Source organism: Pseudomonas sp. 8O (assembly GCF_902506495.1).
Lineage (GTDB): Bacteria > Pseudomonadota > Gammaproteobacteria > Pseudomonadales > Pseudomonadaceae > Aquipseudomonas > Aquipseudomonas chaetocerotis.
In genome coordinates this window covers 201,868-226,245 of the sequence record NZ_LR733265.1, presented here as the reverse complement: position 1 = coordinate 226,245, position 24,378 = coordinate 201,868, and the positions used below count along the sequence as shown (strand labels likewise).

The following is a 24,378-nucleotide window of genomic DNA, read 5'->3' as shown; positions in this document are numbered from 1 at the left end:
TCTTATTGCGGGTTGGCACGGGTGCTGGACAGCAGAGACTTCAGGCTGGCCGCTTTCGGTTTCACCAGCCAGAACTTGCGCAGGTAATCGTCCAGGTTTTCCAGCAGGTTCTGACCCCACTCGCTGCCGGTTTCCTCGACGTACTCGGCGAGCACGCTTTCGAGGTGGCTGCGGTAGGCCTCCATCGCTTCGTTGTTGATGCGCTGGATTTCCACCAGTTCGTGGTTGACGCGGTCGTAGAAGCCGTTGTCCATGTCGAGCACGTAGGCGAAGCCGCCGGTCATGCCCGAGCCGAAGTTGTAGCCGGTCTTGCCCAGGACGCAGACGAAACCGCCGGTCATGTACTCGCAGCAGTGATCGCCAGTGCCTTCCACCACGGCATGAGCGCCGGAGTTACGCACGGCGAAACGCTCGCCCGCAGTACCGGTAGCGAACAGCTTGCCGCCAGTGGCGCCATACAGGCAGGTGTTGCCGATGATGGCGCTGTCCTCGGTGGCGAACGGGCTACCGGCTGGCGGAGTGATGACGATCTTGCCTGCGGTCATGCCCTTGCCGACGTAGTCGTTGGCGTCGCCTTCCAGGCGCAGATACAGGCCGCCGGCGTTCCACACGCCGAAGCTCTGACCGGCAGTACCCTTGAAGCGGAAGGTGATCGGCGCGCCGTTCATGCCCTGGTTGCCATGCACGCGCGCGATCTCACCAGAGATACGCGCACCGATGGAGCGGTCGCAGTTGCCGATGTTCAGCTCGAACTCACCACCGGTCTTGCCGGCGATGGCGTCCTTGGCCATTTCCACCATCTTCTCGGCCAGCAGGCCTTCGTCGAACGGCGGGTTCTTCGGCACCTGACAGAACTGCGGCTTGTCAGCCGGGATATGCGCGCTGGCCAGCAGCGGCGACAGATCCAGGTTGCCCTGTTTGGCGGTTTCACCCGGCAGCATCTCGAGCAGGTCGGTACGGCCGATCAGCTCTTCCAGGCTGCGCACGCCCAGCTTGGCCAGCCACTCGCGGGTTTCCTCGGCGACGTAGGTGAAGAAATTCATCACCATCTCGACGGTGCCGATGAAGTGATCCTTGCGCAGCTTGTCGTTCTGCGTGGCCACGCCGGTAGCGCAGTTGTTCAGGTGGCAAATGCGCAGGTATTTGCAGCCCAAGGCCACCATCGGTGCGGTACCGAAGCCGAAACTCTCGGCGCCGAGGATGGCCGCCTTGATCACGTCCAGGCCGGTTTTCAGACCACCGTCGGTCTGCACCCGCACCTTGCCGCGCAGGTCGTTGCCGCGCAGGGTCTGGTGGGTTTCCGCCAGGCCCAGTTCCCAGGGCGCGCCGGCATAACGGATGGAGGTCAAGGGCGATGCGCCGGTACCACCGTCGTAACCGGAAATGGTGATCAGGTCAGCATAGGCCTTGGCCACACCGGCAGCGATGGTGCCGACGCCGGCTTCCGCCACCAGCTTGACCGACACCAGCGCCTTCGGATTGACCTGCTTGAGGTCATAGATCAGCTGCGCCAGGTCCTCGATCGAGTAGATGTCGTGGTGCGGCGGCGGCGAGATCAGGGTCACGCCCGGCACTGCATAGCGCAGCTTGGCGATCAGGCCGTTGACCTTGCCGCCCGGCAGCTGGCCGCCCTCGCCGGGCTTGGCGCCCTGGGCCACCTTGATCTGCAGCACTTCGGCGTTGACCAGGTATTCCGGGGTCACGCCAAAGCGGCCGGTGGCCACCTGCTTGATCTTCGAGCTCTTGATGGTGCCGTAGCGGGCCGGGTCTTCACCGCCCTCACCGGAGTTGGAGCGGCCACCCAGGCGGTTCATCGCCTCGGCCAGCGCCTCATGCGCCTCCGGCGACAACGCGCCGAGGGAGATACCGGCGGCGTCGAAGCGCTTGAAGATCGATTGCAGCGGCTCGACTTCGTCCAGCGCGATCGGCGTGGCGGACTCCTTGAGCTTGAGCAGGTCGCGGATCATCGACACCGGACGGGTGTCGACCAGCTTCGAATATTCCTTGTACTTCTCGTAGTTGCCCTGCTGTACGGCTTCTTGCAGCGTACGCACCACGTCCGGATTATAGGCATGGTACTCGCCGCCGTAGACAAACTTGAGCAAGCCGCCCTGCTGGATCGACTTGCGGTTATTCCAGGCCTCCAGGGACAGCAGCTTCTGCTCGCTTTCGATATCGACGAAACGCGCACCCTGGATGCGGCTGGCAACGCCACGGAAGCACAGTTCAGTGACCTCATCGGCCAGGCCGACCGCCTCGAACAGTTGCGCACCGCGGTAGGACGCGACCGTGGAGATGCCCATCTTCGACAGGATCTTCAGCAGGCCCTTGGAAATGCCCTTGCGGTAGTACTTGAACACTTCATACAGATCGCCCAGCACTTCGCCGGTGCGGATCAGATCGCCCAGCACTTCGTAAGCCAGGAACGGATAGACCGCCGAGGCGCCGAAGCCCAGCAGCACGGCGTAGTGGTGCGGGTCACGGGCGGTGGCGGTTTCCACCAGAATGTTGCAGTCGCAGCGCAGGCCTTTCTCGGTCAGGCGGTGATGCACGGCGCCAGTGACCAGCGCAGCATGCGCCGGCAGCTTGCCCGGAGCGATGTGACGGTCGCTCAGCACCAGCAGCACCTTGCCGGCACGCACAGCTTCCTCGGCCTGGTCGGCCATGTTGCGCACAGCGGCTTCCAGACCCAGCGACTCGTCGTAGTTCATGTCGATGACATGACGGTCGAAGCCCGGGCGATCCAGGTTCATCAGCGCGCGCCACTTGGCCGGCGAAATCACCGGGCTGCTGAGGATCACGCGGGTGGCGTGCTCGGGCGACTCGCTGAAGATGTTGCGCTCGGCGCCCAGGCAGATTTCCAAGGACATGACGATCGCTTCGCGCAGCGGATCGATCGGCGGGTTGGTGACCTGCGCGAACTGCTGGCGGAAGTAGTCGTAGGGCGAACGCACGCGCTGGCTGAGCACCGCCATCGGCGTGTCATCACCCATGGAGCCAACGGCTTCCTGGCCCTGCTCGCCGAGCGGGCGCAGCACCTGGTCACGCTCTTCGAAGGTGACCTGGAACATCTTCATGTACTGCTTGAGCTGATCCGGGTCGTAGAAGGCCGAACCGTGGTCGCGATCTTCCAGCGTCGCCTTGATGCGCTGGGCATGCTTGCGCAGCCACAGTTTGTAAGGATGACGCGACTTCAGGCGGCTGTCGATGGACTCGGTGTCCAGCACCTGGCCGGTTTCGGTGTCGACGGCGAGGATCTGCCCCGGGCCAACACGGCCCTTGGCGATGACGTCCTCGGGCTGGTAGTCCCACACGCCGATTTCCGACGCCAGGGTGATGTAGCCGTTCTTGGTGGTAACCCAACGCGCCGGGCGCAGACCATTACGGTCGAGCAGGCACACGGCATGGCGACCATCGGTCAGTACCACGCCGGCCGGGCCGTCCCAGGGCTCCATGTGCATGGAGTTGTATTCGTAGAACGCGCGCAGGTCGGCGTCCATGGTCTCGACGTTCTGCCAGGCCGGCGGAATGATCATGCGCAGGCCGCGAAACAGGTCGATGCCCCCGGTGACCATCAACTCGAGCATGTTGTCCATGCTCGAGGAGTCGGAGCCGACGCGGTTGACCAGCGGGCCCAACTCGTCGAGATCGGGGATCAGCTCATTGGCGAACTTGGCGCGACGGGCCTGCGCCCAGTTGCGGTTGCCGGTGATGGTGTTGATCTCGCCGTTGTGCGCAAGATAACGGAAAGGCTGAGCCAGCGGCCACTTCGGCAGGGTGTTGGTGGAAAAACGCTGGTGGAAAACCGCGATGGCGGTCTGCAGGCGCTCGTCACCCAGATCCGGGTAGAACTGCTGCAGGTCCGCCGGCATCATCAGGCCTTTGTAGATGATGGTCTTGTGCGAGAAGCTGCAGATGTAGTGATCGCTGTCGTCGGCGTTGGCCACCGAGGAACGACGGCGAGCGCTGAACAGCTTGATGGCAAATTCCTGGTCGGACAGACCTTCGCCGCCGATGAACACCTGCTCGATCTGCGGCAGACGCTCCAGCGCCAGCCTACCGAGCACACTGGTGTCGACGGGCACCTTGCGCCAGCCTACCAACTGCAGGCCGGCAGCCTGAATTTCGCGGTTCATGTTCTCGCGCGCGGCTTCGGCCTTGGCCGACTCCTGATTGAAGAACACCATGCCCACGGCATATTGCGCAGGCAGTTCGACGCCAAATTGCTCCTGGGCGATGGCGCGCAGGAATTGATCGGGCTTCTGGATCAGCAGGCCACAGCCATCACCGGTCTTGCCGTCGGCGTTGATACCGCCGCGGTGAGTCATGCAGGTGAGGGCCTCAATAGCGGTATTGAGCAGGTGATGACTAGGCTCACCTTGCATGTGGGCGATCAAGCCGAAGCCGCAGTTATCCTTGAACTCATCAGGACGGTACAAACCTGCTTTCATAGGGAAAACTCTCACCAGGCTGCCTAGACCTCAGGCAAATTACTTTCTAATTCAATTACTTAAACCCGAAAAGCGGGCACGAGCCTGCTTTGCATAGGCAAAAGGGAGGTCATTGTACATATCCACCCATGGCGTCACAAACTTTCGTGACGAGGGGGTGAATATTTATGTCGCAAAAACGAAGGATAAGACTGCAAGGTCGTGCTAACGACCAAGCAGTCATCTTGAGACAGAGCGCTTAGCGGCTCATTTCCTGCTGGATGCTGCCCAGGGTACGAGGCCAGGGCTTACCGGCCTGCAGCTTGGCCGGCAGGGTTTTCACGGCGGCCTGAGCAGCGTCGCGACTGGAGAAACTACCATAGGTCAGCACATACAGCGGCTGCCCCTGGTGGATCTTCTTGAAGTAACGGTATTCGCTGCCACCCTCACGCACCAGCGCCTGAATATTGGCTTCCGAACGCGACCCGACCACCTGCAAGGCATAGCGGGACGCCGGCTGCTGCGCGTACCAGCCACTCGTCGCTCCACCCGAAGGCGTAGCCTGAACGGGCGCAGGCTTGGGAGCAGGGGGCGGCGCTGGCGCTGGTGGTTTCGGGGCAACGGGTTCAGGCTGCTTTGCCGGTGCCGGTGCCGGTGCCGGTGCCGGTGCCGGTGCCGGTGCCGCAGTGATTGGCGCTGACGGCGGCGTAACTGTCGAGGGCTCAGGTGAAGTAGGCGGCTCGAAGTTATCCAACTCCTCGCCAGCCGCCTCAGCCAACGGCTGGCGAATAACGGCCTGCGACTCGCCCACCAGCGGCAACGGCAGCGGCTGACTGGCACCTGCGAACTCGATAGCTGGCGCGCGACTTTCCGTAGCAGGCGCTTGCGCCGGCTCTTCAGCTTCTACAGCCGGCGCGGAAGACTGCAAAGGCAGCGACGTGCTGCTGGCCACCGGCGCAGGCGGGACAGATTCGCGCCCCTGCATGAACCAGGCAGCCGCGACACCGAGCAAGACGACAGCCAGCGCCAAAAGATGCTTCTTCGGCAGGGCAAACCCGCCGCCCGCGCCACGCCCAGCCGAGCGCTGCGCGAGCATCTGCTCGACCAGCAGTTCACGCGCTTCCTGATTGATTGCCCCAGGCCAACCCTGAGCGCGGACATGAATGTCCTCGATCTGCTCTTCGCTCAACAGATCAATACTCTGACCAGCCCCCTCGAGCCGCTGCGCCAGGTAATCGCGCGTTTCCTCTTCGGCGTACGGCTGAAGCTCGATCGCGTGGAAACACTCCTCACCACCTGCCAGCGCCTCCAGCCGCGCCAACAGATCATGCTCGGCAAACAGGAAGATGTGCGGACGCCCTTCTGCATTACCCGCCGCAAGTGCCAGGACGCCCTTCAGTGCCGCGTCATCCAGTTGATCAGCGTCGTCGACCAACAGATAAACCTCCTGCCCGGTCAACGCCAACTGCCCCACCTGCGCCAGAATCGAACGCACATCGGCCTGAGCAATGGACAACCCCTGAGCGACCTGGCGCAGCAGCGCCTCGCTACCGGTGACCCCCTGCGCAACGACAATGCTCTGCACTGCCTGCTTGTTGGTACTGGCGACCAATGCCTGACGCAGCAGCGTCTTACCACTACCTTCTGGACCAACCACAGCCAGCAACAGCTGGCTGTAACGCGCAAGATGATGCAATTGCCCCAGCACCGGCTTTCTCTGTGCCGGGAAGAACTTGAAGCCAGGCACTCGTGGCGCAAAGGGGTCGTGACTGAACTGGTAATGCGCCAGGAAAGCTTCGTCAGCATGCAAACTGGTCATGGATCACTCTTCAAGAGTTGGACGACTGAGCCAGCGCTGCGTAATCGCTACGCAGCGTGGCGTCGAGAATTTCACGCGGGTAGTCGGCAGTCACTACAGCCTCACCCAAACGCTTGAGCAACACGAGACGCAGCTGACCATCGAGCACTTTCTTGTCCACCGCCATATGCTCGAGGAACTGCTCAGGCGTCATATCCTGCGGCGGCACCACTGGCAGCCCGGCAGCCTGCAACAGGCGCACACCTCGGTCTCGGTCCGCCGCCGATAGCCAGCCCAGACGATGGGACATCTCCAACGCCATCACCGTTCCAGCGGCAACAGCTTCGCCATGCAGCCAAACGCCATAACCCTGCTCCGTCTCGATGGCATGCCCAAAGGTATGACCGAGATTGAGAGTGGCACGCACTCCTGACTCACGCTCATCGGCACCGACGACACGCGCCTTGGCCGCACAGGATCGCTCGATAGCTTCGGTAAGCGCCCGCTGATCGAGCGCACGCAAGGCTGGCATATTCTGCTCCAGCCATGACAGGAAAGGCTCATCGCAGATCAGGCCATATTTGATGACCTCGGCAAGGCCAGCCGACAACTCACGAGCGGGCAAGGTATTCAGGCTGCTCGTATCGATCAGAACGGCCTTGGGCTGGTAGAAGGCACCCACCATGTTCTTGCCCAGCGGATGATTGATGCCAGTCTTGCCGCCCACCGACGAATCGACCTGCGAAAGCAGGGTCGTCGGGACCTGGATGAAATCGACACCACGCTGGTAACAGGCCGCCGCAAAGCCCGCCATATCACCAATCACGCCCCCACCAAGCGCCACGACAGTGGTGCGGCGATCATGTCGGGCACTCAGCAAACCATCGAAGATCAGCTGCAAGGTTTCCCAGTTCTTGAACGCCTCACCGTCGGGCAGCACCACAGAGGTAACGCTGTAGCCTTCGAGCACCTGCAGCAGCGTTTGCAGATACAGCGGCGCGACAGTGTCATTGGTCACGATCGCCACTTGCCGCCCAGCTATGTGCTGCGCGAGCAGTTCAGGGCGGGACAGCAGCCCCTGACCGATATAAATGGGATAGCTGCGTTCAGCGAGATCGACGCGAAGAGTCTGCATGAGGCCCCCAGGATAAAAAGGCCACTAGGATAGCGCAGTTCGCCCCGCGCTTTAACGGGGCGACAAGTCTTCCAGACGCGACAGAATTTCCTGAACCACCATGCGCGGCGGACGCTCGTCCGTCTCGATGATGATATCGGCGACCTCTCGATACAGAGGATCACGCATGGCCATCAGATCCCTGAGCACCTGAGCAGGATTGGCCGTGCGCAGCAACGGACGATTACGATCACGCGACGTGCGGTCGATCTGCTGCTCCACCGAAGTATGCAGATAGACGACTCGCCCGCCAGCATGCAGAGCCTGGCGATTCTCCGGGCGCATAACTGCCCCACCGCCAGTCGCCAGCACAAGACCGTCCTGCATCGAAAGCTCGGCGATCACCGCCCGCTCCCGCTCACGAAAGCCCTGCTCACCCTCGACATCGAAGATCCAGGGTATATCGGCACCGGTACGCTGCTCGATCTCCTTGTCGGAGTCCTTGAAAGACAAACGCAGTTCTTTAGCAAGCAAACGCCCGATGGTGCTCTTTCCAGCTCCCATCGGGCCCACGAGGATTACATTCCGCACTTAGGTCATCGGTTCACGGCAATGGCTTGGTTGTTCATGATGCGCGGAGTGAGGAATACAAGCAATTCCGCCTTTCTGTCCTGAACCAGATCACGCTTGAACACCCGCCCGATAAAAGGGAGATCCCCCAGGAAGGGTACCTTGTCCACTGACTTGGACTGGGTGTTGGAATAGACACCACCAATGACGATCGTTTCACCATCAGCCACAAGAACCTTGGCATTGACTTCGTTCTTGCTGATGGCAGGGATGCCACCCGTTGAAGATGCCACAGAGAAGTCAGGAGCATCCTTGGTGACCTTCACCTCCATGAGAACGCGATTGTCGGGCGTGATTTGCGGCGTCACCTCAAGCGAAAGTGCCGCCTCTTTGAAGGAGGTACTGGTCGCACCGCTAGAGCTCGCCTCCTGATAGGGCACTTCGGTACCCTTGAGGATCTTCGCGGTTTCCTTATCGGAGGTTACGACCTTCGGCTGAGAAACAACCTCACCAGAACCAGACTTCTCCATCGCACTCAACTGCAGATCCAAGACGGTATTGTTCGTAATAAAGCCAATACCTATGCCCGAGGTGCTTCCGTTCACCCCCATATCAACGAAGGGCGTGTTAAACGGAATATCGATCTGCTGAACACCATCGGTCTCTTCGCCCAGTTCGAGATTGCCATTCTTACCCCAGGCATTCCAATTACCAGAACCGATGTTCCCACCCCAGCGAACACCAAGCGACTTGTCATAATCGACATTCGCTTCGACGATACGAGCTTCGATCATTACTTGGCGAACCGGAATATCCAGCTGAGTGACGATGCGGCGCAATTCGTCGATACGCTCCTGAGTCAGGGTTACGATGAGACTGTTGGTGCGGTCATCAAAAATCACCGAGCCCCGCATATCATCCTTCAGCGTGCCGGAAGAACCCTCTTCGTAGAGCTTGGCAATGTCGGATGCCTTGGCATAGTTCAACTGAATGATGTCCTTGCGCAGCGGCGCAAGCTCGGCCACTTGCTTCTGTACGGCCAACTCCTGCTGTTCACGAGCAGCAATCTCATCCGCCGGAGCAACCATCAGCACGTTACCGACCTTGCGCTGATCGAGCCCCTTGGTCTTGAGCACCAGATCCAGGGCCTGATCCCAAGGCACGTTCTGCAGACGCAAGGTGATGTTGCCGCGAACCGTATCACTTGCGACCAGGTTCAGATCCGTGAAATCGGCGATCAACTGCAGCACCGAACGCACATCGATGTCCTGGAAATTCAGAGAAAGCTTTTCACCTGTGTAGGTGAAGCGATCCGCCTTACGGCGAACTGCATCTTCTTCAGTAAGAGGCTTGACGCTGATCGTCAGTTTGTTGTCCGCCTGAAACACCAGATAATCATAGAGGCCCGTTGGCTCCACAACGATACTCGCGCGATCAGCTGAAGCGCTGGCATTGACGAATTGTACGGGCGTGGCGAAATCCTTTACATCCAACCGCACGCGCAGCGACTCCGGTAATTGAGTCTTGGGAAAATCAATACGAATCTTCCCGCCCTGCTCCTGAACATCTGGGCTGATCTTGGGGTCGGACAGGGAAATCACGATATTACCCTCGCCCTGCTCGCCGCGCTGGAAGTCGATATCACTGACCGAGCGAACACCTGCGACAGCACGAGCAGTGGGCGCAGACGCAACAGGAGCAGGACTTGCAACCGACGCAGAGCTTACGCTCGCCGCAGAAGATAGCGGACCATCCCCGACAATTACGAACAGGGCATTGCCGTCAACGCGAGTTGTATATGGCGCCAGATTGGTCAGATTGACGATAAGTCGAGTGCGATCCTTGGCCTCAACTACAGTCAAGCTACGCGCGTTGCCCGTCCCTATTTCACGGTTCTTGCTGCCCAGATTATTGGACACGCCCGGCAAGTCGAGGGCAATACGCGCAGGTTGCTCGATGGTATAGCCCCGAGGCGCTGGAATAGGCTCATCGAAGGTCAATTTCAACTCAACTCGGTCTCCCGGTAGAGCGGCGACATCCAAGCTGTTCAAGCTTGCCGCGAGCAGGGCCGGAGACATTAAAAGGGCCGCAACAGAAAGACCGAATCGCGAGAACGAGCTGTTCATTACATACTTCCGTTGTGCAGACTGAAAATTATTTTTCATATTTGTTCCCGCCTGTTAAGAGCGCTCTTTGAGCGTTAGGCTTCGCGGCCTTTCAAGCCAACCCTGATCACCATCCGGCACTATTTCTATTACGTCGATCTTGGCCTCGTCCACGGACACCACACGCCCATGGTTTCGCCCTAAATAGTCACCGACCTTGACCCGATGTACCCCACCAGCGCCACCGACAAGCGCGAAAAAGCCGCTATCGTTCGAAAGCGTCCCTACCATTTCGAAGGCCTCAATATTGAAGCCTTCCAGAAATTGCTTGACCCTACTCTCGTCAGGGCGAACTTCCGGAGCACCCTTGACACGACTGACGGTGTCAACTTTGACCGGAGGCTGAAAAGGACTCCGCAAAGCAGCTGCCCCGTAAATAAAGGCTTCATAAGGAGGGACTTTAGGTAAGGGCTCGATATCGCCCTTTGGCCTGGAGCGAACCTCGTCCATAAATACCTGGAGATCAGAGAAGTCACCACCGCCACAACCAATCAAGCCACTGGACAAACAGGCCAAGAAAAGCAACTTAAATGTCTTCATTTTTCCAGCCCCTTATCATTGTAACGATAAGTCTTGGCAAGGATATTCATCCGCAAAGTAGATGATGCAGAGTCTTTTTCAACTGGCTTAATTTCAAAGTCATGCAACGTCACAATACGAGGAAGACTCGCCACGCCACTGACAAACGTAGCCAGGTCATGGTAACCACCCACTACCGCCATCTGGATCGGCAGTTCGATATAGAACTGCTGCGTGACCTCTGGAAGCAGCTTGATTTCCTCAAACTCCAACCCGCTCCCAAGCCCGGTACGCGTGATGTCTTCCAGCAAACCAGGAACCTCGGTATCGCTGGGCAGCTGGCTCAACAATGCACCGAAGCGAACCTCCATTTCCTTCATCTGCTCCTTGTAGGCCTCAAGGTTCGCCGCCTGAGATGCCTTGATAGAGAACTGCTGCTTCAGGCTTTCCTCTTCCGATGTAACACGATCCAGATCAGCACGCAGATCACTCAGATGGAAGTAATAGCCCGCACCAAGCACAGCCACGAAGAACAAGGCAAAAACCACCCCCTTCACGGCACCAGGCCAAGAACCTACGTTATTGACATCAAGATCATTCAGATCGAATTTGCGCAGACTATCGATGGATTCGGCCAGACTCATTTTTGATTACCCTCGACTGCTTCTGCTGCAGGCTGAGTCTGCTGCACGCTCAGTTGGAAAACATTGGCCTGATCCAGTGCCCCCGCTGTTGTAGCCTTGACCTGAGTTAGGTTAGGCGCGCTCAACCATTCAGAAGCGTCCAAGTTACGCATCAGGTTGGAAACTCGGTTGTTAGACTCCGCCGCACCCAGAATATCGATCTTCTTCCCGACCATCTTCACACTGGAAAAATAAACGCCATCCGGCAAAGTTCGCACCAGTTGGTCGAAGACGCGTCCAATAACAGGGCGATTCCCCTGCAAGTCCTGAATAATCTTCATCCGTTCCAGCAGCTGCTGACGGCGAGTCTTCAACTCACTGATTTCCTTGATACGGGCATCAAGTACTGCAATTTCCTTTCTTACGAATTCATTGCGGGCATTCTGCTGATCAATTGCCCCGTTGAGCAATTGGTCGCCCAGAAAAACAACGCCAGCAGCCACGACGAGCACACCAACCAGCGTAACCAGAAACCGCTGCTTGCGTTCCTCACGCAGCTGTTCACGCCAGGGAAGTAGGTTAATCCGCGCCATCAGTCGAAACTCCTCATCGCCAGACCACAGGCAATCATCAGTGCCGGCGCATCGCTGGCCAGCGCACCGGCGTTGACCTTGCTGCTCAGCGCCATATCGGCAAAGGGATTGGCCACTAGCGTCTGCGTACCGATCTTCTGCTGGATCAGCCGATCGAGATCAGGAATGGACGCGGTGCCGCCAGCCAGGAGGATGTAGTCGACATCATTGAACTGCCCGGCGGCGAAGAAGAACTGCAGCGAACGCGAAACCTGCTGAACGACAGCTTCTTTGAACGGCTGCAAAACCTCACTGTCGTAGTCATCTGGAAGACCGCCTTGCTTCTTGGCAAGACCAGCTTCCTCGACCGACAGCCCGTAGCGACGCTGGATTTCCTCGGTCAGCTGCTTGCCGCCGAAAAGCTGCTCGCGGGTGTAGATGGTGCGGCCATTGTGCAGAACACTGAGCGTGGTCATCGTCGCGCCAATGTCCACCACCGCGACGGTCAGTTCATCATGACCACCACCCAACTGCGCCTCCAGCAGACCGTATGCGCGCTCGAGGGCATACGCCTCGACGTCGACCACTTTCGCGGTGAGCCCGGCAAGCGCCAGAGCCGCCTCGCGGACCTCCACGTTCTCCTTGCGGCATGCAGCCAGCAGCACCTCGACCCGGTCGGGGTTACGCGGCGCCGGCCCCTGCACTTCGAAATCGATGGCGACTTCTTCCAGCGGGTAGGGAATGTATTGATCAGCCTCGATCTTCAGCTGGTTTTCCAAGTCGTCCTCGGAAAGACCGGCTTCCATTTCGATGGTCTTGGTGATGACAGCTGAACCCGCCACAGCAACCGCGGCCGTCTTGACGCCGCTCTTGGCCTTGGCCAACACGCGAGAGAGCGCCTGACCGACCCCCTCCAGCTCGGCGATGTTCTTCTCTACCACTGCATTAGGCGGAAGCGGCTCGACGGAATAAGCCTCTACCTTGTAGCGGCTTCCCGAGCGACTCAGTTCGAGGAGCTTGACCGAAGTCGAGCTGATATCAATCCCCAGCAGCGTATTCGCTTTCTTAGTGAAGAGCCCTAGCACGACCGTTTTCCTATTGGCATCCGCGACTTACGGACTATTTATGTTTTTCCACATTAAATATCAGTCTTGACAGAAGCGCAAATGGCTCCCCGGGAAAAAAAGCGCTTATAATGTGATCAGCTTTTCCCTTTTTGCCTCGACTCCTGCTTAACTCATTCTTTTACTTGGAATTCCGAACATTTTGATACGCCTGCTGAAGTTCATCTGGTGGTCTTGCGTTGCCGTTTTTTGTGGGCTGTTGCTCAGTTTCAGCGGCGCGTTTCTTTATCTTAGCCCGACCCTTCCGTCCGTCGAATCGCTGCGTCAGGTACAGCTGCAGATTCCTCTGCGCGTCTACAGCAGCGACGCCAAGCTGATCGCCGAGTTCGGCGAGATGCGCCGTTCGCCCATTCGCTTCGACGAGATCCCCAAGGCATTCATCAGCGCCCTGCTGGCTGCTGAAGACGATAATTTCGCCAATCATTATGGCGTCGATGTGACCAGCCTGATGCGCGCTGCCACGCAATTATTGAAAAGCGGCCAGATTCAGAGCGGTGGCAGCACCATCACCATGCAGGTGGCGAAGAATTTCTTCCTCACCAGTGAACGCAGCTTCTCACGCAAGGCGACCGAAATTCTCCTGGCGCTGCAGATCGAGCGCGAGCTGAGCAAGGACGAAATCCTCGAGCTCTACGTCAACAAGATCTACCTCGGCCACCGCGCCTATGGCATCGAAGCTGCCGCACAGGTGTACTACGGCAAATCGATCCGCGAACTCAACCTGGCGCAGATGGCGATGATTGCCGGCCTGCCGAAAGCACCATCGCGCTACAACCCGCTGGTCAACCCGACACGGGCCAAGGAGCGCCGCGACTGGATTCTCGGCCGTCTTTACCGCCTCGGCCGCATCGACCAGGCCAGCTACGAGCAAGCACTGGCCGAAGAGGTAGACGCCCGCTATCACGTTCCAACTCCGGAACTGAGCGCTCCCTACATAGCCGAGATGGCGCGTGCGGAAATGGTCGGACGCTATGGCAGCGAGGCTTATACCGAAGGCTTCAACGTCACCACCACCGTACCCAGCCATCTGCAGGAAGCAGCCAATACCGCGCTACGTGACGGACTGATCGCCTACGACCAACGTCACGGCTACCGTGGCCCTGAGAGTCGCTTGCCGGGCATGACCCGCGAAACCTGGCAGGCCGAGCTGGGCAAGTACCGCAGCATCGGCGGCCTGGAACCAGCGGTGGTTACCCAGGTCGAGAAAAGCGGCATCCTGGTATTGACCCGTAACGGTGAAGAACAAGCTGTCTCGTGGGACAGCATGAAATGGGCACGCCCGTTCCTCAACACCAACAGCCTGGGGCCGCGACCACAGCAACCTGGCGATGTCGCCCAGGTCGGCGATATCGTTCGCGTGCAGCGCCAGGAAGATGGCAGCCTGCGTTTCACTCAGGTTCCAGCGGCGCAGAGCGCGCTGGTTTCCCTCGACCCATACAGCGGCGCCATTCAGTCGCTGGTCGGCGGCTTCTCATTCGACCAGAGCAACTACAACCGCGCAGTGCAGGCCAAGCGCCAGCCGGGCTCGAGCTTCAAGCCCTTCATCTATAGCGCGGCACTGGATAGCGGCTACACCGCAGCAACGCTGGTCAACGATGCACCGATCATCCTCTCCGACGATTACCTGTCGCAGAAATGGCGCCCGAAGAACGACAACAACACCTTCCTCGGCCCGATTCGGATGCGTGAAGCGCTGTACAAGTCGCGCAACCTGGTTTCCATCCGCCTGCTGCAGGACATGGGGATCGACCGCAGCCTTCGTTACATCGAGCGCTTCGGCTTCGACCCGCAAGATCTGCCGCGCAACCTGTCGCTGGCACTCGGCACCGCCAGCCTGACACCCATGGAAATCGCCGAGGGCTGGGCCACCTTCGCCAATGGCGGTTACAAGGTCGAGCCCTACCTGATCGAACGCATCGACGATCGCGATGGCAAACCGCTGTTCCGCGCCAACCCGGCACGCGTGCCCGGCAGCGCGCCGACCGAAGAGAACGCCAATCTCACCGTCAACGCAACCGATGAGTTGCCGCTGGAAGAACCCAAGGTCGCCGAGCAGATCATCGACGAACGCACCGCCTACATCATGACCAGCATGCTGCAGGACGTGATCAAGCGCGGCACCGGCCGACGTGCCCTCGCCCTTGGCCGCAGTGACCTGGCAGGCAAGACCGGCACTACCAATGAGTCCAAGGACAGCTGGTTCTCTGGCTACAACGCCGACTATGTGACCACCGTCTGGGCAGGCTTCGACCAGCCCGAGAGCCTGGGCCGCCACGAGTACGGCGGCACTGTCGCGCTGCCGATCTGGATGAACTACATGGGCGCGGTACTCAAGGATCGCCCCAACCATCTACCCAAGGAACCCAAGGGCCTGCTGACGTTGCGAGTCGACCCGATCAGTGGCCGCGCTGCAGCACCTGGCACGCCGGACGCCTACTTCGAATTGTTCAAAAGCGAAGACTCGCCACCCCCGATGAGCGAGTTCGAACCCGGCATGGGCGTTCCTGGCAGCCCGCTGCCGGCCGACGAGATGGCACCGATCGACTTGTTCTAAGACGAGGTTCAGGCGACTGTAAGCGTCGCCTTGAGCCGAATCACAGGCAATAAAAAACCCGCCGAGGCGGGTTTTTTATTGCTCGGCTGATCAGCCGTTGAACACTTCATCCACCGATTTCAGCGGATAGTGCTTCGGATAGGGCAGGGTCGCCACGCCGGATTCGATGGCAGCCTTGGCCACGGCATCGCAAACCACGGTGATCAGACGCTGATCCATCGGCTTCGGAATGATGTACTCACGACCGAACGACAGCGCGATACCACCGTAGGCGTCACAGACGTCCTGCGGTACCGGCAGCTTGGCCAGGTCGCGCAGTGCCAGCGCTGCGGCGATCTTCATCTCTTCGTTGATGCGGGTGGCGCGTACGTCCAGAGCACCGCGGAAGATGAAGGGGAAACCCAGAACGTTGTTGACCTGGTTCGGGTAGTCGGAACGACCGGTGGCCATGATCACGTCGTTGCGCGTCTCGTGCGCCAGCTCCGGCTTGATTTCCGGGTCAGGATTGGAGCAGGCGAAGACGATCGGGTTGGCCGCCATGCGCTTGAGATCTTCCGGGCTCAGCAGGTTGGCGCCAGACAGGCCGACGAACACATCCGCGCCGTCGAGCGCATCGGACAGGGTGCGACGATCGGTTTCATGAGCGAACACCGCCTTGTACTGGTTCAGATCATCGCGACCAGCGTGCACCACGCCCTTGCGGTCGATCATGAAGATGTTCTCGACCTTGGCGCCCATGCTCACCAGCAGCTTCATGCAGGAGATGGCGGCAGCACCGGCACCCAGGCAGACGATCTTCGCCTCTTCAAGGGTCTTGCCGGCGATTTCCAGGGCGTTGAGCATGCCGGCAGCGGTGACGATCGCGGTGCCATGCTGGTCATCGTGGAATACCGGGATGTCGCACTGCTCGATCAGCGCGCGCTCGATCTCGAAACATTCGGGGGCCTTGATATCTTCCAAGTTGATGCCGCCGAAGGTGATGGAGATGCGTTTTACGGTGTCGATGAAGGCCTGCGGGCTTTCCGAATCGACTTCGATATCGAACACATCGATACCAGCGAAACGCTTGAACAGCACGCCTTTACCTTCCATGACCGGCTTGGAGGCCAGCGGACCGAGGTTACCCAGGCCGAGGATGGCGGTGCCATCGGAAATAACGGCTACCAGGTTGCCTTTACCGGTGTAACGGTAGGCCAGCTCGGCATCACGAGCGATTTCGCGAACCGGCTCAGCGACACCCGGGCTGTAGGCCAGCGACAGGTCGCGGGCAGTAGCAGTGGCTTTGGTCAACTCGACGCTCAGCTTACCGGGGCGGGGCTGGGCGTGATATTCGAGAGCGGCAGTTTTTAGATCTGACATAGTGGCATTTCCGCTTTTGTTGGCTGTTGAACGGGCAGGCGGCCGAGGATACGCAAGTTGTATACACCTGCACAAGACCGTTCGGTCGCGATTGAGGCGCCGCGCTAGCGCAGCGTTTTCAGCCACTGGCCGGGGCGCGGCTCACCACTCGGATAGAGCCCGTTAAGCAGCCTCAGCTGCGCCTCGCCATCAACCGCCAGCGGCGAATCCTTGGCCAAAGCAGAGATGCCCTGCCCCGTCTTGACTCGCACCAGACGCAAGCGCACTGGCTCGGCCAGCTTGCGTTCAGCCGCCTTGAGCGGCCGGTAACTGCGGATGACATCGAGGAAGCGCTGATCCTCGGTTTCCAGCGACGCACGCCCTTTCACCGCCGCCACGAACAGGTAGGCATTGTCGTCTCGATAGATCACCGCAACGCGCCGCGCTGACTGCCCTTGCAAGACCGCCGTATAGCCCCGCAGCGTCCCCAGGCGCAACTCTTCGCCCGCCACCAGACGCTGACTGCCGGCACGCTTTCGCAGGAACTCGGCAGGCGAAAGACCTTTTTCCACCGCCTCCAGGGTCATTGCGATGAAGGCTTGCTCATCCGGGGTGTGGCCGATCAACACATCTGGGCGATTGACCAGTTGCCAGCCCTGCGGGTAGGTCAGGGCGAAGTCCAGCTCGCCGTGATAGAAATTGCGCCCACGGCGAATACCGCTGGCAGCCGAATCGCCGAACACCAGGCCGTCGAGCATCTGCAGGAAATTGTCGCGCCCCACTTCCTGATTGCCGCCCACCAATGCACGCGCAGGGCCAATGACTTCCTGCAGACGTCGATCATTGTCCGGGTGCGTGTCGAACAAGCCGTGGTACCCACCCGCTGCAGGTGCCTCGCCCCGCTTGGCAGCCTGCTCGCGAGCGAAGTCCTCCTGACCCTTGAGCACCTTGACCACTTCGATCATCGCCTGCGGATCGTAGCCACCACGCGCCAGGTATTGCGCGCCCAGGCCATCGGCCTCCAGCTCCATGTCGCGCCCGTAGCCGCGCACAAAGGCATTGCCCATGGCGCTGGTCAGATCCCCCACCGCTCCGACACCGGTACCGATGGCCGCAGCCTGACCGAGCAAGCCCCAGGCCGTGGACTGACTTTGCTGGCGCACGCTATGGCGCGCGGTCACGTGGCCGACCTCATGGCCCAGCACGGCCGCCAGCTCTGCCTCGGAGTTGAGGTAGGCGAGCAGGCCACGATGGATATAGATGTAGCCACCCGGCAGGGCGAAGGCGTTGACGTCCGGACTGTCCACCAGAGTGAAGACGTAGTTGAGCTGATTACGATGGCTGCTGCGCGCCACACGCTCACCCACGCGCTGGATATAGGCCTGCAGTTTGGCATCTTCGTAACGCGGGTATTGCTTGAGGATTTCCTGGTTGTAGCGCGCACCAAGATCCAGCTCCTGGCGTTCGCTCATCATCACGAAATCGGTGCGGCCAGTAGCGGGATTGACCGCACAACCCGCCAACCAGCTGCAGAACAGACACAGCGTCAATGCACGCATCATGGCAACACCTCCAGCATCGCCGAATGGGTAAGCGGCAGCATCCAGCGTGCCTGCCCGGATTTCAAACCGCCGCGACTCTGGCGATCGATGACCCAGCCACGCGCCTCCACTCGCCGCCCCTTGAGTTTCTGCAAGGCGCGCATGTCGAACTCACCAAGCAGTTCTGGTGCCACGCGCAATACACGACCACCATCGAGATCGAGCCAGAGGCCGCCGCGATTGCGCTGCACGCCAGTAACCCGCCCACCGAGCAGGGCGAAGCCGCCACTGCGTAGCTGACCAGCCGTCTTCACCTGCTCATCACGCCACAAGCCAAGCCGCTGGCTGCGCGCCACGCGCTCGGCTTTCGCCTGGCAAGTCACCAGCGCCGTATTGGGCGCCACCGCCACCATGAAGCCGAGGCCTTCGCCCAAGAGTTGCGCTTCGAGATTACGCCCCTCGCGGTCGTAGAGATGAGCCAGGGTACGCCCGTAGCGATCCTTGCGCTGCGCGCCGTAGAGCAGACCGACCCGACCATCGCTGGCATCGACCAGCGCCTGCAAGCGGCGCTTGGCCTGCACCGCATAAGGCTCGTCGCTACGCCCCTTGCGTCCCAGTTCGGGCGCGTTGATGCCGATCAGGCGGATGCTGCGCCCGTCGGCCAGGCGCACCGTGTCACCATCGACCACCTGGCGCACCGCGACCTGCGCCAGATCGGCGCGCTGCGGGCAGAAGGCCTGGGCCAGATCGGCGCCAAGCAGAGAAACGAAAAAGGCGCCCACCAGGGACGCCTTTTTCAGATTCACGGACAGGTGCATGGCACGTTCCGTAATCGTTCGGTCGCTTACTTGGCGCCGAATACGCCGAAGCGCTGCTTGAAGCGATCGATACGGCCGCCGGTGTCCAGCACTTTCTGCTTACCGGTGTAGAACGGGTGGCACTCGGAGCAAACGTCGAGGCTCAGGTTCTTGCCCAGGGTGGAGCGGGTCTTGATCACGTTACCGCAGGAGCAGGTAGCGTCGATTTCGACGTAGTTCGGATGGATATCGGCTTTCATCGTGCTTTCCTCAGGGTAGTCGTGCCGCCACCCGACCAATGTCAGGCACCGCACAGAAATAGGCCGCGCATCTTACCAGACGCGCAAGCCGATGCAAGCCACGCAAGGCGCCGGTCGTCGCGTGTTAAGATCGCCGGCCTGTCAATGGAGCTTCTGGCTTGCCCAACCTGATCCTGCGCCTCGCCCTGCCCTCGCCGCTGCGCCGCCTGTTCGACTATCTCGCCCCCGCTGGCGTGTCGCGCAGCGCCTTGCAGCCCGGCGTACGCCTGCGCGTGCCCTTCGGCCGGCGCGAGATGATCGGTGTGCTGGTGGAGGTCGACAGTCAGAGCGACGTCCCCACCGACAAACTCAAGCCCGCCCTGGAACTGCTCGACGCCCGCCCACCGCTGCCAGCGTCGCTGTTCAAGCTGTGCCTGTGGACTGCGCAGTACTATCAGCACAGCCTTGGCGACACCCTGAGCTGGGCCCTGCCGGTATTGCTACGTCAGGGCGAGCCGGCCGAAACTCGCCAGGAGCGCTACTGGCTGGTCAATAAAGACGCCAGCGTCGACGACCCACGCCTGGCCCGCGCCCCACGCCAGCGCGACGCACTCAAGGCGCTGGCGCAACATCCACACGGCGTGGCCCACAGCCTGCTCAGCCAACTGCAACTCAACCGCGACAGCCTGCAGTTACTGCATGAGAAGGGACTGGTGCGGGTCGAGGTCCGCCGCACCCAACCTCATGCCAAGCCGGCGCACTGGCTGGCACAACCGGAATTGCCGCTCAACGCCGAGCAGCGCGCAGCAGTGAATGCCGTGGCGTCGAACTGGGATCAGTTCAATGCCTTTCTGCTCGCCGGCGTCACCGGCAGCGGCAAGACCGAGGTATACCTGCAACTGATCCACCAGTGCCTGGAAGCTGGCAAGCAGGCACTGGTACTGATCCCCGAGATCAACCTCGGGCCGCAGACTTTCGACCGTTTTTCCCGCCGTTTCAACGCACGCATCGCCCTGCTGCATTCGGCGGTGAATGATCGCGAGCGCCTGGACGCCTGGCTGGCAGCGCGCGATGGCGAGGCCGACATCATCATCGGCACGCGCTCGGCGCTATTCACACCGATGAAGAACCCAGGGCTGATCATCGTCGATGAAGAACACGACGCCTCCTATAAACAGCAGGAAGGCCTGCGCTACCACGCACGCGACCTGGCTCTGGTGCGCGCCCGACAGGAAGACGTGCCCATCGTGCTCGGTTCGGCGACACCCTCACTGGAAAGCCTGCACAACGCCCACAGCGGCCGCTACGCCCTGCTCAAGCTGACTCAGCGCGCCGGCGGCGCTAGCCAGCCACGCTTCCTGCGCCTGGACGTGAAGAGCCGGCCACTGGACTCGGGCATCTCCGGGCCAATGCAGCAGGCCATCGCCCAGACCCTGGCGGCCGGACAGCAGGTGCTGGTGTTTCTCAACCGCCGCGGCTTCGCCCCGACCCTGCTCTGCCACGACTGCGGCTGGCTGTCCGAGTGCCCGCGTTGCGATGCGCGCATGACCGTGCACCAGCGCTACCAGGAACTGCGCTGTCATCACTGCGGCCATGTCGAAAAGCAACCGAGCAACTGCCCGAAATGCCAGCACGTCGACTTGCGCCCGGTCGGCGCCGGCACCGAGCGCGCCGAAGAGCGCCTGGCGGTGCTGTTCCCCGACTACCCGGTGCTGCGCATCGACCGTGACAGCACCTCGCGCAAGGGCGCGATGGATCGCCTGTTCGCCACCATCAACAAGGGCGAGCCGTGCATCCTGGTGGGCACCCAGATGCTTGCCAAGGGCCACCACTTCCCACGGGTGACGCTGGTGTCGATTCTCGATGCCGACGGCGGTCTGTTTTCCGCCGATTTCCGCGCCAGCGAGCGCATGGCGCAACTGATCGTGCAGGTCGCAGGCCGCGCAGGCCGAGCGGAGGAGCCGGGCAAGGTAATCATCCAGAGCCACCTGGCCGACCATCCGCTGCTGGTACAACTGACCGAACAAGGCTACTTCGCCTTCGCCGAACAGGCACTGAGCGAACGTCGCAGCGCCGGCCTGCCGCCGTTCTGCCACCTGGCACTGCTGCGCGCCGAAGCGCACAAGCCTGGCCAGGCGGAAAGTTTTCTTGATGAAGCCTGCAGCGAGGCCGAGCATTTACTGGGAGAGCTGGGCTTGACCGGCATCGAACTGCTCGGCCCGGTCCCCGCACCGATGGAGCGCCGCGCTGGGCGCTTCCGTGCGCAACTGCTGCTGCAGGGCAATGCCCGTGCACCTTTGCACCGCCTGCTCAACCACTGGCTGCATGCGTTGGAGCAAATGCCCAGCGGCCGCGCGGTACGCTGGTCGCTGGACGTCGACCCGATCGACCTGTTTTGACGCACCACCGCTTCGCCGAACCGTAGGGTGCGCCGTGCGCATCCGCTGCTCGATTCGCAACCAGGCAACCCTTGGTGCGCATGGCGCACCCTACAAGTTATGGCTTGCAGCTTGTAGCTGCTCTTATAATGCGCAGTTTTCGACCAAAGCCCCAAGGCAACCCGAGCCGAACATGAAAGACAGCATTCGCCACCTGATCCAGCAAGCCCTCGACCGCCTAACCGCCGAAGGCGTGCTGCCTGCCGGCCTGACGCCGGCCATCCAGGTGGAGAACACCAAGGACAAGAGCCACGGTGACTTCGCCAGCAACATCGCCATGATGCTGGCCAAACCCGCCGGCATGAAGCCGCGCGACCTGGCCGAAAAACTCATCGCAGCCCTGCCGGCCGATGAGCAGATCACCAAGGTGGAAATCGCCGGCCCCGGTTTTCTCAACTTCTTCCAGAACAGTGATGCCCTGGCCCAGCGCCTGGAAGCTGCACTGGCCGATGCCAGGCTCGGCGTGCGCAAGAACGGCCCGGCGCAGCGCGTGGTGGTCGACCTGTCGGCGCCCAACCTGGCCAAGGAAATGCATGTCGGCCACCTGCGCTCGACCATCATCGGCGACAGCGTGGCGCGCGTACTGGAGTTCCTCGGCGACACGGTGATCCGCCAGAACCACGTCGGTGACTGGGGCACCCAGTTCGGCATGCTGCTGGCCTACATGCAGGAAAACCCGACCGCCGCCGAAAGCGAGTTGGCCGACCTGGAAGGTTTCTACCGCGCCGCCAAGAAGCGCTTCGACGAATCCCCTGAGTTCGCCGACCGCGCCCGCGAGCTGGTGGTGCAGCTGCAGGCCGGCGACGCCGAGTGCCTGCGCCTGTGGCACCGTTTCAACGACATTTCCCTGTCGCACTGCCAGGCGCTCTATGACCGTCTCGGCGTCAAGCTGAGCATGGCCGACGTCAAGGGCGAGAGTGCCTACAACGACGACCTGCCACAGGTAGTCGCCGACCTCGCCGCCAAGGGTCTGCTGACCGAAGACAACGGCGCGCAGTGCGTATTCATGGACGCGTTCAAGAATGCCGAAGGCAACCCGCTGCCGCTGATCGTGCAGAAGGCTGGCGGCGGCTACCTGTACGCCACCACGGACCTCGCTGCGACCCGCTACCGCGCTGGCACGCTCAAGGCCGACCGCGTGCTGTACTTCGTCGACCAGCGCCAGGCCTTGCACTTCCAGATGGTCTTCGCCTGCGCACGCCTGGCCGGTTTCGTACCTGCCAACATGGAAATGGAGCACATGGGCTTCGGCACCATGAACGGCCCGGACGGCCGCCCGTTCAAGACCCGCGACGGCGGCACCGTGAAGCTGGTGCACCTGCTCGACGAAGCCGAACAGCGCGCCTACAGCCTGGTCAAGGACAAGAACCCAGACCTGGCCGAAGACGAGCTGCGCAGAATCGCCCGCGTGGTGGGCATCGCTTCGGTGAAATACGCCGACCTGTCCAAGCACCGCACCAGCGACTACAGCTTCAACTTCGACCTGATGCTCAGCTTCGAGGGCAACACCGCGCCCTACTTGCTGTACGCCTATACCCGCGTGGCCGGCGTGTTCCGCAAGCTGGGCAAGGGCGTGGACGAGATCGGCGGGCAGATCACCCTGGTCGCCGAGCAGGAACAAGCCCTGGCTGCCAAGCTGGCGCAGTTCAACGAACTGCTCGGCAACGTCGCCGACAAGGGTACGCCGCACATGCTCTGCAGCTATCTTTACGATCTCGCCGGCCTGTTCTCCAGCTTCTACGAAAACTGCCCGATCCTGAGTGCCGAGGACGAAGTCACCCGTGACAGCCGTCTGCGCCTGGCTGCCCTGACCGGTCGCACGCTCAAGCAAGGTCTGGAGCTGCTCGGCCTGGAAACTCTGGAGCGGATGTAAATGGCAGCGCGCAAGAAGCCGGCGCCGAAACGCGGCGCCAGTCGCTATCAGGTCCCGGCGAAGAAGCCCGTACCGGGCTGGATCTGGCTGGCTTGCGGTCTGGTGGTCGGCGGTTTCTTCATGTTCCTGTTCAGCCTCGAACCGGGCCGTGACGAGATCAAGCGCGACAAGGGCGAACAGGTGCGCAGCACCAAGCCCGAGCCGAAGCCGACGCAACCCGAGCCATCCAGGCCCAAGTACGACTTCTACACCCTGCTGCCGGAGTCGGAAGTGATCCTGCCGCAGGCCCTGGAAGAAACGCCACCACCCGTGCCTGAGCAAAAGCCGGTCACCCCGGAAGAGGCGGCGAAGATTGACACTGCCCGCGCCGAGGCCGCGCTCAACGGCCAGGTGCCGCCGCCCCCACCACCCGTGCTGGCCAACGCGCCGGTCACCACGCAGTTCTTCCTGCAGGCCGGCTCGTTCCGCAAACGCGATGACGCCGACGGCCTGCGCGCGCAGATCATCCTGCTCGGCCAGAATGTACGCGTGGAAACCGGCAAGGTGCGCGAGGAAACCTGGCACCGCGTCTTGGTCGGCCCCTTCGCCAGCCGCGAGCAACTGGCCAGCGCACAGAAGACCCTGGCAGCCGGCGGCTTCAGCAACCTGCTGTTACAGCAGCGCCAGGTCCGCTGATCGCCTGA

At 61.1% G+C, this 24,378-nt stretch carries 17 protein-coding genes; 4 read left to right on the top strand and 13 right to left on the bottom strand.

From position 1 onward, the window contains the following. Positions 1-2: 2 nt before the first annotated feature. The 9 genes from gltB to GV002_RS14585 all read right to left on the bottom strand — a co-directional run bounded on the left by gltB (position 3) and on the right by GV002_RS14585 (position 12,876). The gene (gltB, locus tag GV002_RS14625) at positions 3-4,451 is read right to left on the bottom strand and encodes a glutamate synthase large subunit (RefSeq protein WP_160019110.1); all 4,449 of its coding nucleotides are present in this window, start codon (positions 4,449-4,451) and stop codon (positions 3-5) included. A gap of 238 nt (positions 4,452-4,689) precedes the next feature. Beyond that, complete coding sequence (locus GV002_RS14620) at positions 4,690-6,249, bottom strand: SPOR domain-containing protein (protein ID WP_160019109.1); 1,560 nt, start codon at positions 6,247-6,249, stop codon at positions 4,690-4,692. A gap of 10 nt (positions 6,250-6,259) precedes the next feature. Further along, a complete protein-coding gene (aroB, locus tag GV002_RS14615; protein ID WP_160019108.1) occupies positions 6,260-7,363 on the bottom strand; it encodes a 3-dehydroquinate synthase in 1,104 nt (367 codons plus the stop codon). 51 nt (positions 7,364-7,414) lie between these two features. Beyond that, positions 7,415-7,933, bottom strand: a complete 519-nt coding sequence (gene aroK, locus GV002_RS14610; protein ID WP_160019107.1) for a shikimate kinase AroK — start codon at positions 7,931-7,933, stop codon at positions 7,415-7,417. 5 nt (positions 7,934-7,938) lie between these two features. Continuing rightward, positions 7,939-10,038, bottom strand: coding sequence for a type IV pilus secretin PilQ (gene pilQ, locus GV002_RS14605; RefSeq protein WP_160019106.1), 2,100 nt, complete (start codon positions 10,036-10,038; stop codon positions 7,939-7,941). Between the two features lie 54 nt (positions 10,039-10,092). Continuing rightward, on the bottom strand, positions 10,093-10,617 hold the full coding sequence (pilP, locus tag GV002_RS14600) for a type 4a pilus biogenesis lipoprotein PilP (RefSeq protein ID WP_160019105.1): 525 nt from the start codon (positions 10,615-10,617) through the stop codon (positions 10,093-10,095). Next, on the bottom strand, positions 10,614-11,240 hold the full coding sequence (pilO, locus tag GV002_RS14595) for a type 4a pilus biogenesis protein PilO (protein WP_160019104.1): 627 nt from the start codon (positions 11,238-11,240) through the stop codon (positions 10,614-10,616). Before pilO ends, pilP begins: the two co-directional genes overlap by 4 nt. Beyond that, complete coding sequence (locus GV002_RS14590) at positions 11,237-11,812, bottom strand: PilN domain-containing protein (RefSeq protein ID WP_160019103.1); 576 nt, start codon at positions 11,810-11,812, stop codon at positions 11,237-11,239. The genes pilO and GV002_RS14590 overlap by 4 nt, the downstream gene beginning before the upstream one ends. Next, a complete protein-coding gene (locus GV002_RS14585) occupies positions 11,812-12,876 on the bottom strand; it encodes a pilus assembly protein PilM (RefSeq protein WP_160019102.1) in 1,065 nt (354 codons plus the stop codon). Before GV002_RS14585 ends, GV002_RS14590 begins: the two co-directional genes overlap by 1 nt. Positions 12,877-13,060: 184 nt before the next feature. Between GV002_RS14585 and GV002_RS14580 the strand changes: the two genes are divergently transcribed. Next, entirely contained in the window at positions 13,061-15,469 is a 2,409-nt protein-coding gene (locus GV002_RS14580) for a penicillin-binding protein 1A (RefSeq protein ID WP_372241841.1), read from the top strand. Between the two features lie 90 nt (positions 15,470-15,559). Here GV002_RS14580 and GV002_RS14575 read toward each other — a convergent pair whose 3' ends face one another. The 4 genes from GV002_RS14575 to rpmE all read right to left on the bottom strand — a co-directional run bounded on the left by GV002_RS14575 (position 15,560) and on the right by rpmE (position 19,405). Beyond that, positions 15,560-16,828 (bottom strand): malic enzyme-like NAD(P)-binding protein, encoded by a 1,269-nt coding sequence (locus GV002_RS14575; protein WP_160019100.1) that lies wholly within the window; start codon positions 16,826-16,828, stop codon positions 15,560-15,562. 104 nt (positions 16,829-16,932) lie between these two features. Continuing rightward, on the bottom strand, positions 16,933-18,369 hold the full coding sequence (locus GV002_RS14570; protein WP_160019099.1) for a M48 family metalloprotease: 1,437 nt from the start codon (positions 18,367-18,369) through the stop codon (positions 16,933-16,935). Further along, positions 18,366-19,166, bottom strand: a complete 801-nt coding sequence (locus tag GV002_RS14565; protein ID WP_160019098.1) for a thermonuclease family protein — start codon at positions 19,164-19,166, stop codon at positions 18,366-18,368. The genes GV002_RS14570 and GV002_RS14565 overlap by 4 nt, the downstream gene beginning before the upstream one ends. A 26-nt stretch (positions 19,167-19,192) precedes the next feature. Further along, on the bottom strand, positions 19,193-19,405 hold the full coding sequence (gene rpmE, locus GV002_RS14560; RefSeq protein ID WP_003459015.1) for a 50S ribosomal protein L31: 213 nt from the start codon (positions 19,403-19,405) through the stop codon (positions 19,193-19,195). Between the two features lie 158 nt (positions 19,406-19,563). Between rpmE and GV002_RS14555 the strand changes: the two genes are divergently transcribed. The 3 genes from GV002_RS14555 to GV002_RS14545 all read left to right on the top strand — a co-directional run bounded on the left by GV002_RS14555 (position 19,564) and on the right by GV002_RS14545 (position 24,370). Beyond that, positions 19,564-21,783, top strand: coding sequence for a primosomal protein N' (locus GV002_RS14555; RefSeq protein WP_160019097.1), 2,220 nt, complete (start codon positions 19,564-19,566; stop codon positions 21,781-21,783). A gap of 172 nt (positions 21,784-21,955) precedes the next feature. Beyond that, positions 21,956-23,695: an arginine--tRNA ligase gene (gene argS / locus GV002_RS14550; RefSeq protein WP_160019096.1), complete on the top strand. Its 1,740-nt coding sequence runs from the start codon at positions 21,956-21,958 to the stop codon at positions 23,693-23,695. Continuing rightward, the gene (locus GV002_RS14545; protein ID WP_160019095.1) at positions 23,696-24,370 is read left to right on the top strand and encodes an SPOR domain-containing protein; all 675 of its coding nucleotides are present in this window, start codon (positions 23,696-23,698) and stop codon (positions 24,368-24,370) included. The last annotated feature ends 8 nt before the right edge of the window (positions 24,371-24,378 follow it).

Coding starts and splice junctions, on each gene's coding strand:
- pilO (WP_160019104.1), bottom strand. CDS start 11,240: ATGAGTCTGGCCGAATCCATCGATAGTCTGCGCAAATTCGATCTGAAT.
- gltB (WP_160019110.1), bottom strand. CDS start 4,451: ATGAAAGCAGGTTTGTACCGTCCTGATGAGTTCAAGGATAACTGCGGC.
- aroB (WP_160019108.1), bottom strand. CDS start 7,363: ATGCAGACTCTTCGCGTCGATCTCGCTGAACGCAGCTATCCCATTTAT.
- GV002_RS14565 (WP_160019098.1), bottom strand. CDS start 19,166: ATGCACCTGTCCGTGAATCTGAAAAAGGCGTCCCTGGTGGGCGCCTTT.
- GV002_RS14620 (WP_160019109.1), bottom strand. CDS start 6,249: ATGACCAGTTTGCATGCTGACGAAGCTTTCCTGGCGCATTACCAGTTC.
- GV002_RS14575 (WP_160019100.1), bottom strand. CDS start 16,828: ATGTCAGATCTAAAAACTGCCGCTCTCGAATATCACGCCCAGCCCCGC.
- GV002_RS14590 (WP_160019103.1), bottom strand. CDS start 11,812: ATGGCGCGGATTAACCTACTTCCCTGGCGTGAACAGCTGCGTGAGGAA.
- argS (WP_160019096.1), top strand. CDS start 21,956: ATGAAAGACAGCATTCGCCACCTGATCCAGCAAGCCCTCGACCGCCTA.
- pilQ (WP_160019106.1), bottom strand. CDS start 10,038: ATGAACAGCTCGTTCTCGCGATTCGGTCTTTCTGTTGCGGCCCTTTTA.
- GV002_RS14545 (WP_160019095.1), top strand. CDS start 23,696: ATGGCAGCGCGCAAGAAGCCGGCGCCGAAACGCGGCGCCAGTCGCTAT.
- rpmE (WP_003459015.1), bottom strand. CDS start 19,405: ATGAAAGCCGATATCCATCCGAACTACGTCGAAATCGACGCTACCTGC.
- GV002_RS14570 (WP_160019099.1), bottom strand. CDS start 18,369: ATGATGCGTGCATTGACGCTGTGTCTGTTCTGCAGCTGGTTGGCGGGT.
- pilP (WP_160019105.1), bottom strand. CDS start 10,617: ATGAAGACATTTAAGTTGCTTTTCTTGGCCTGTTTGTCCAGTGGCTTG.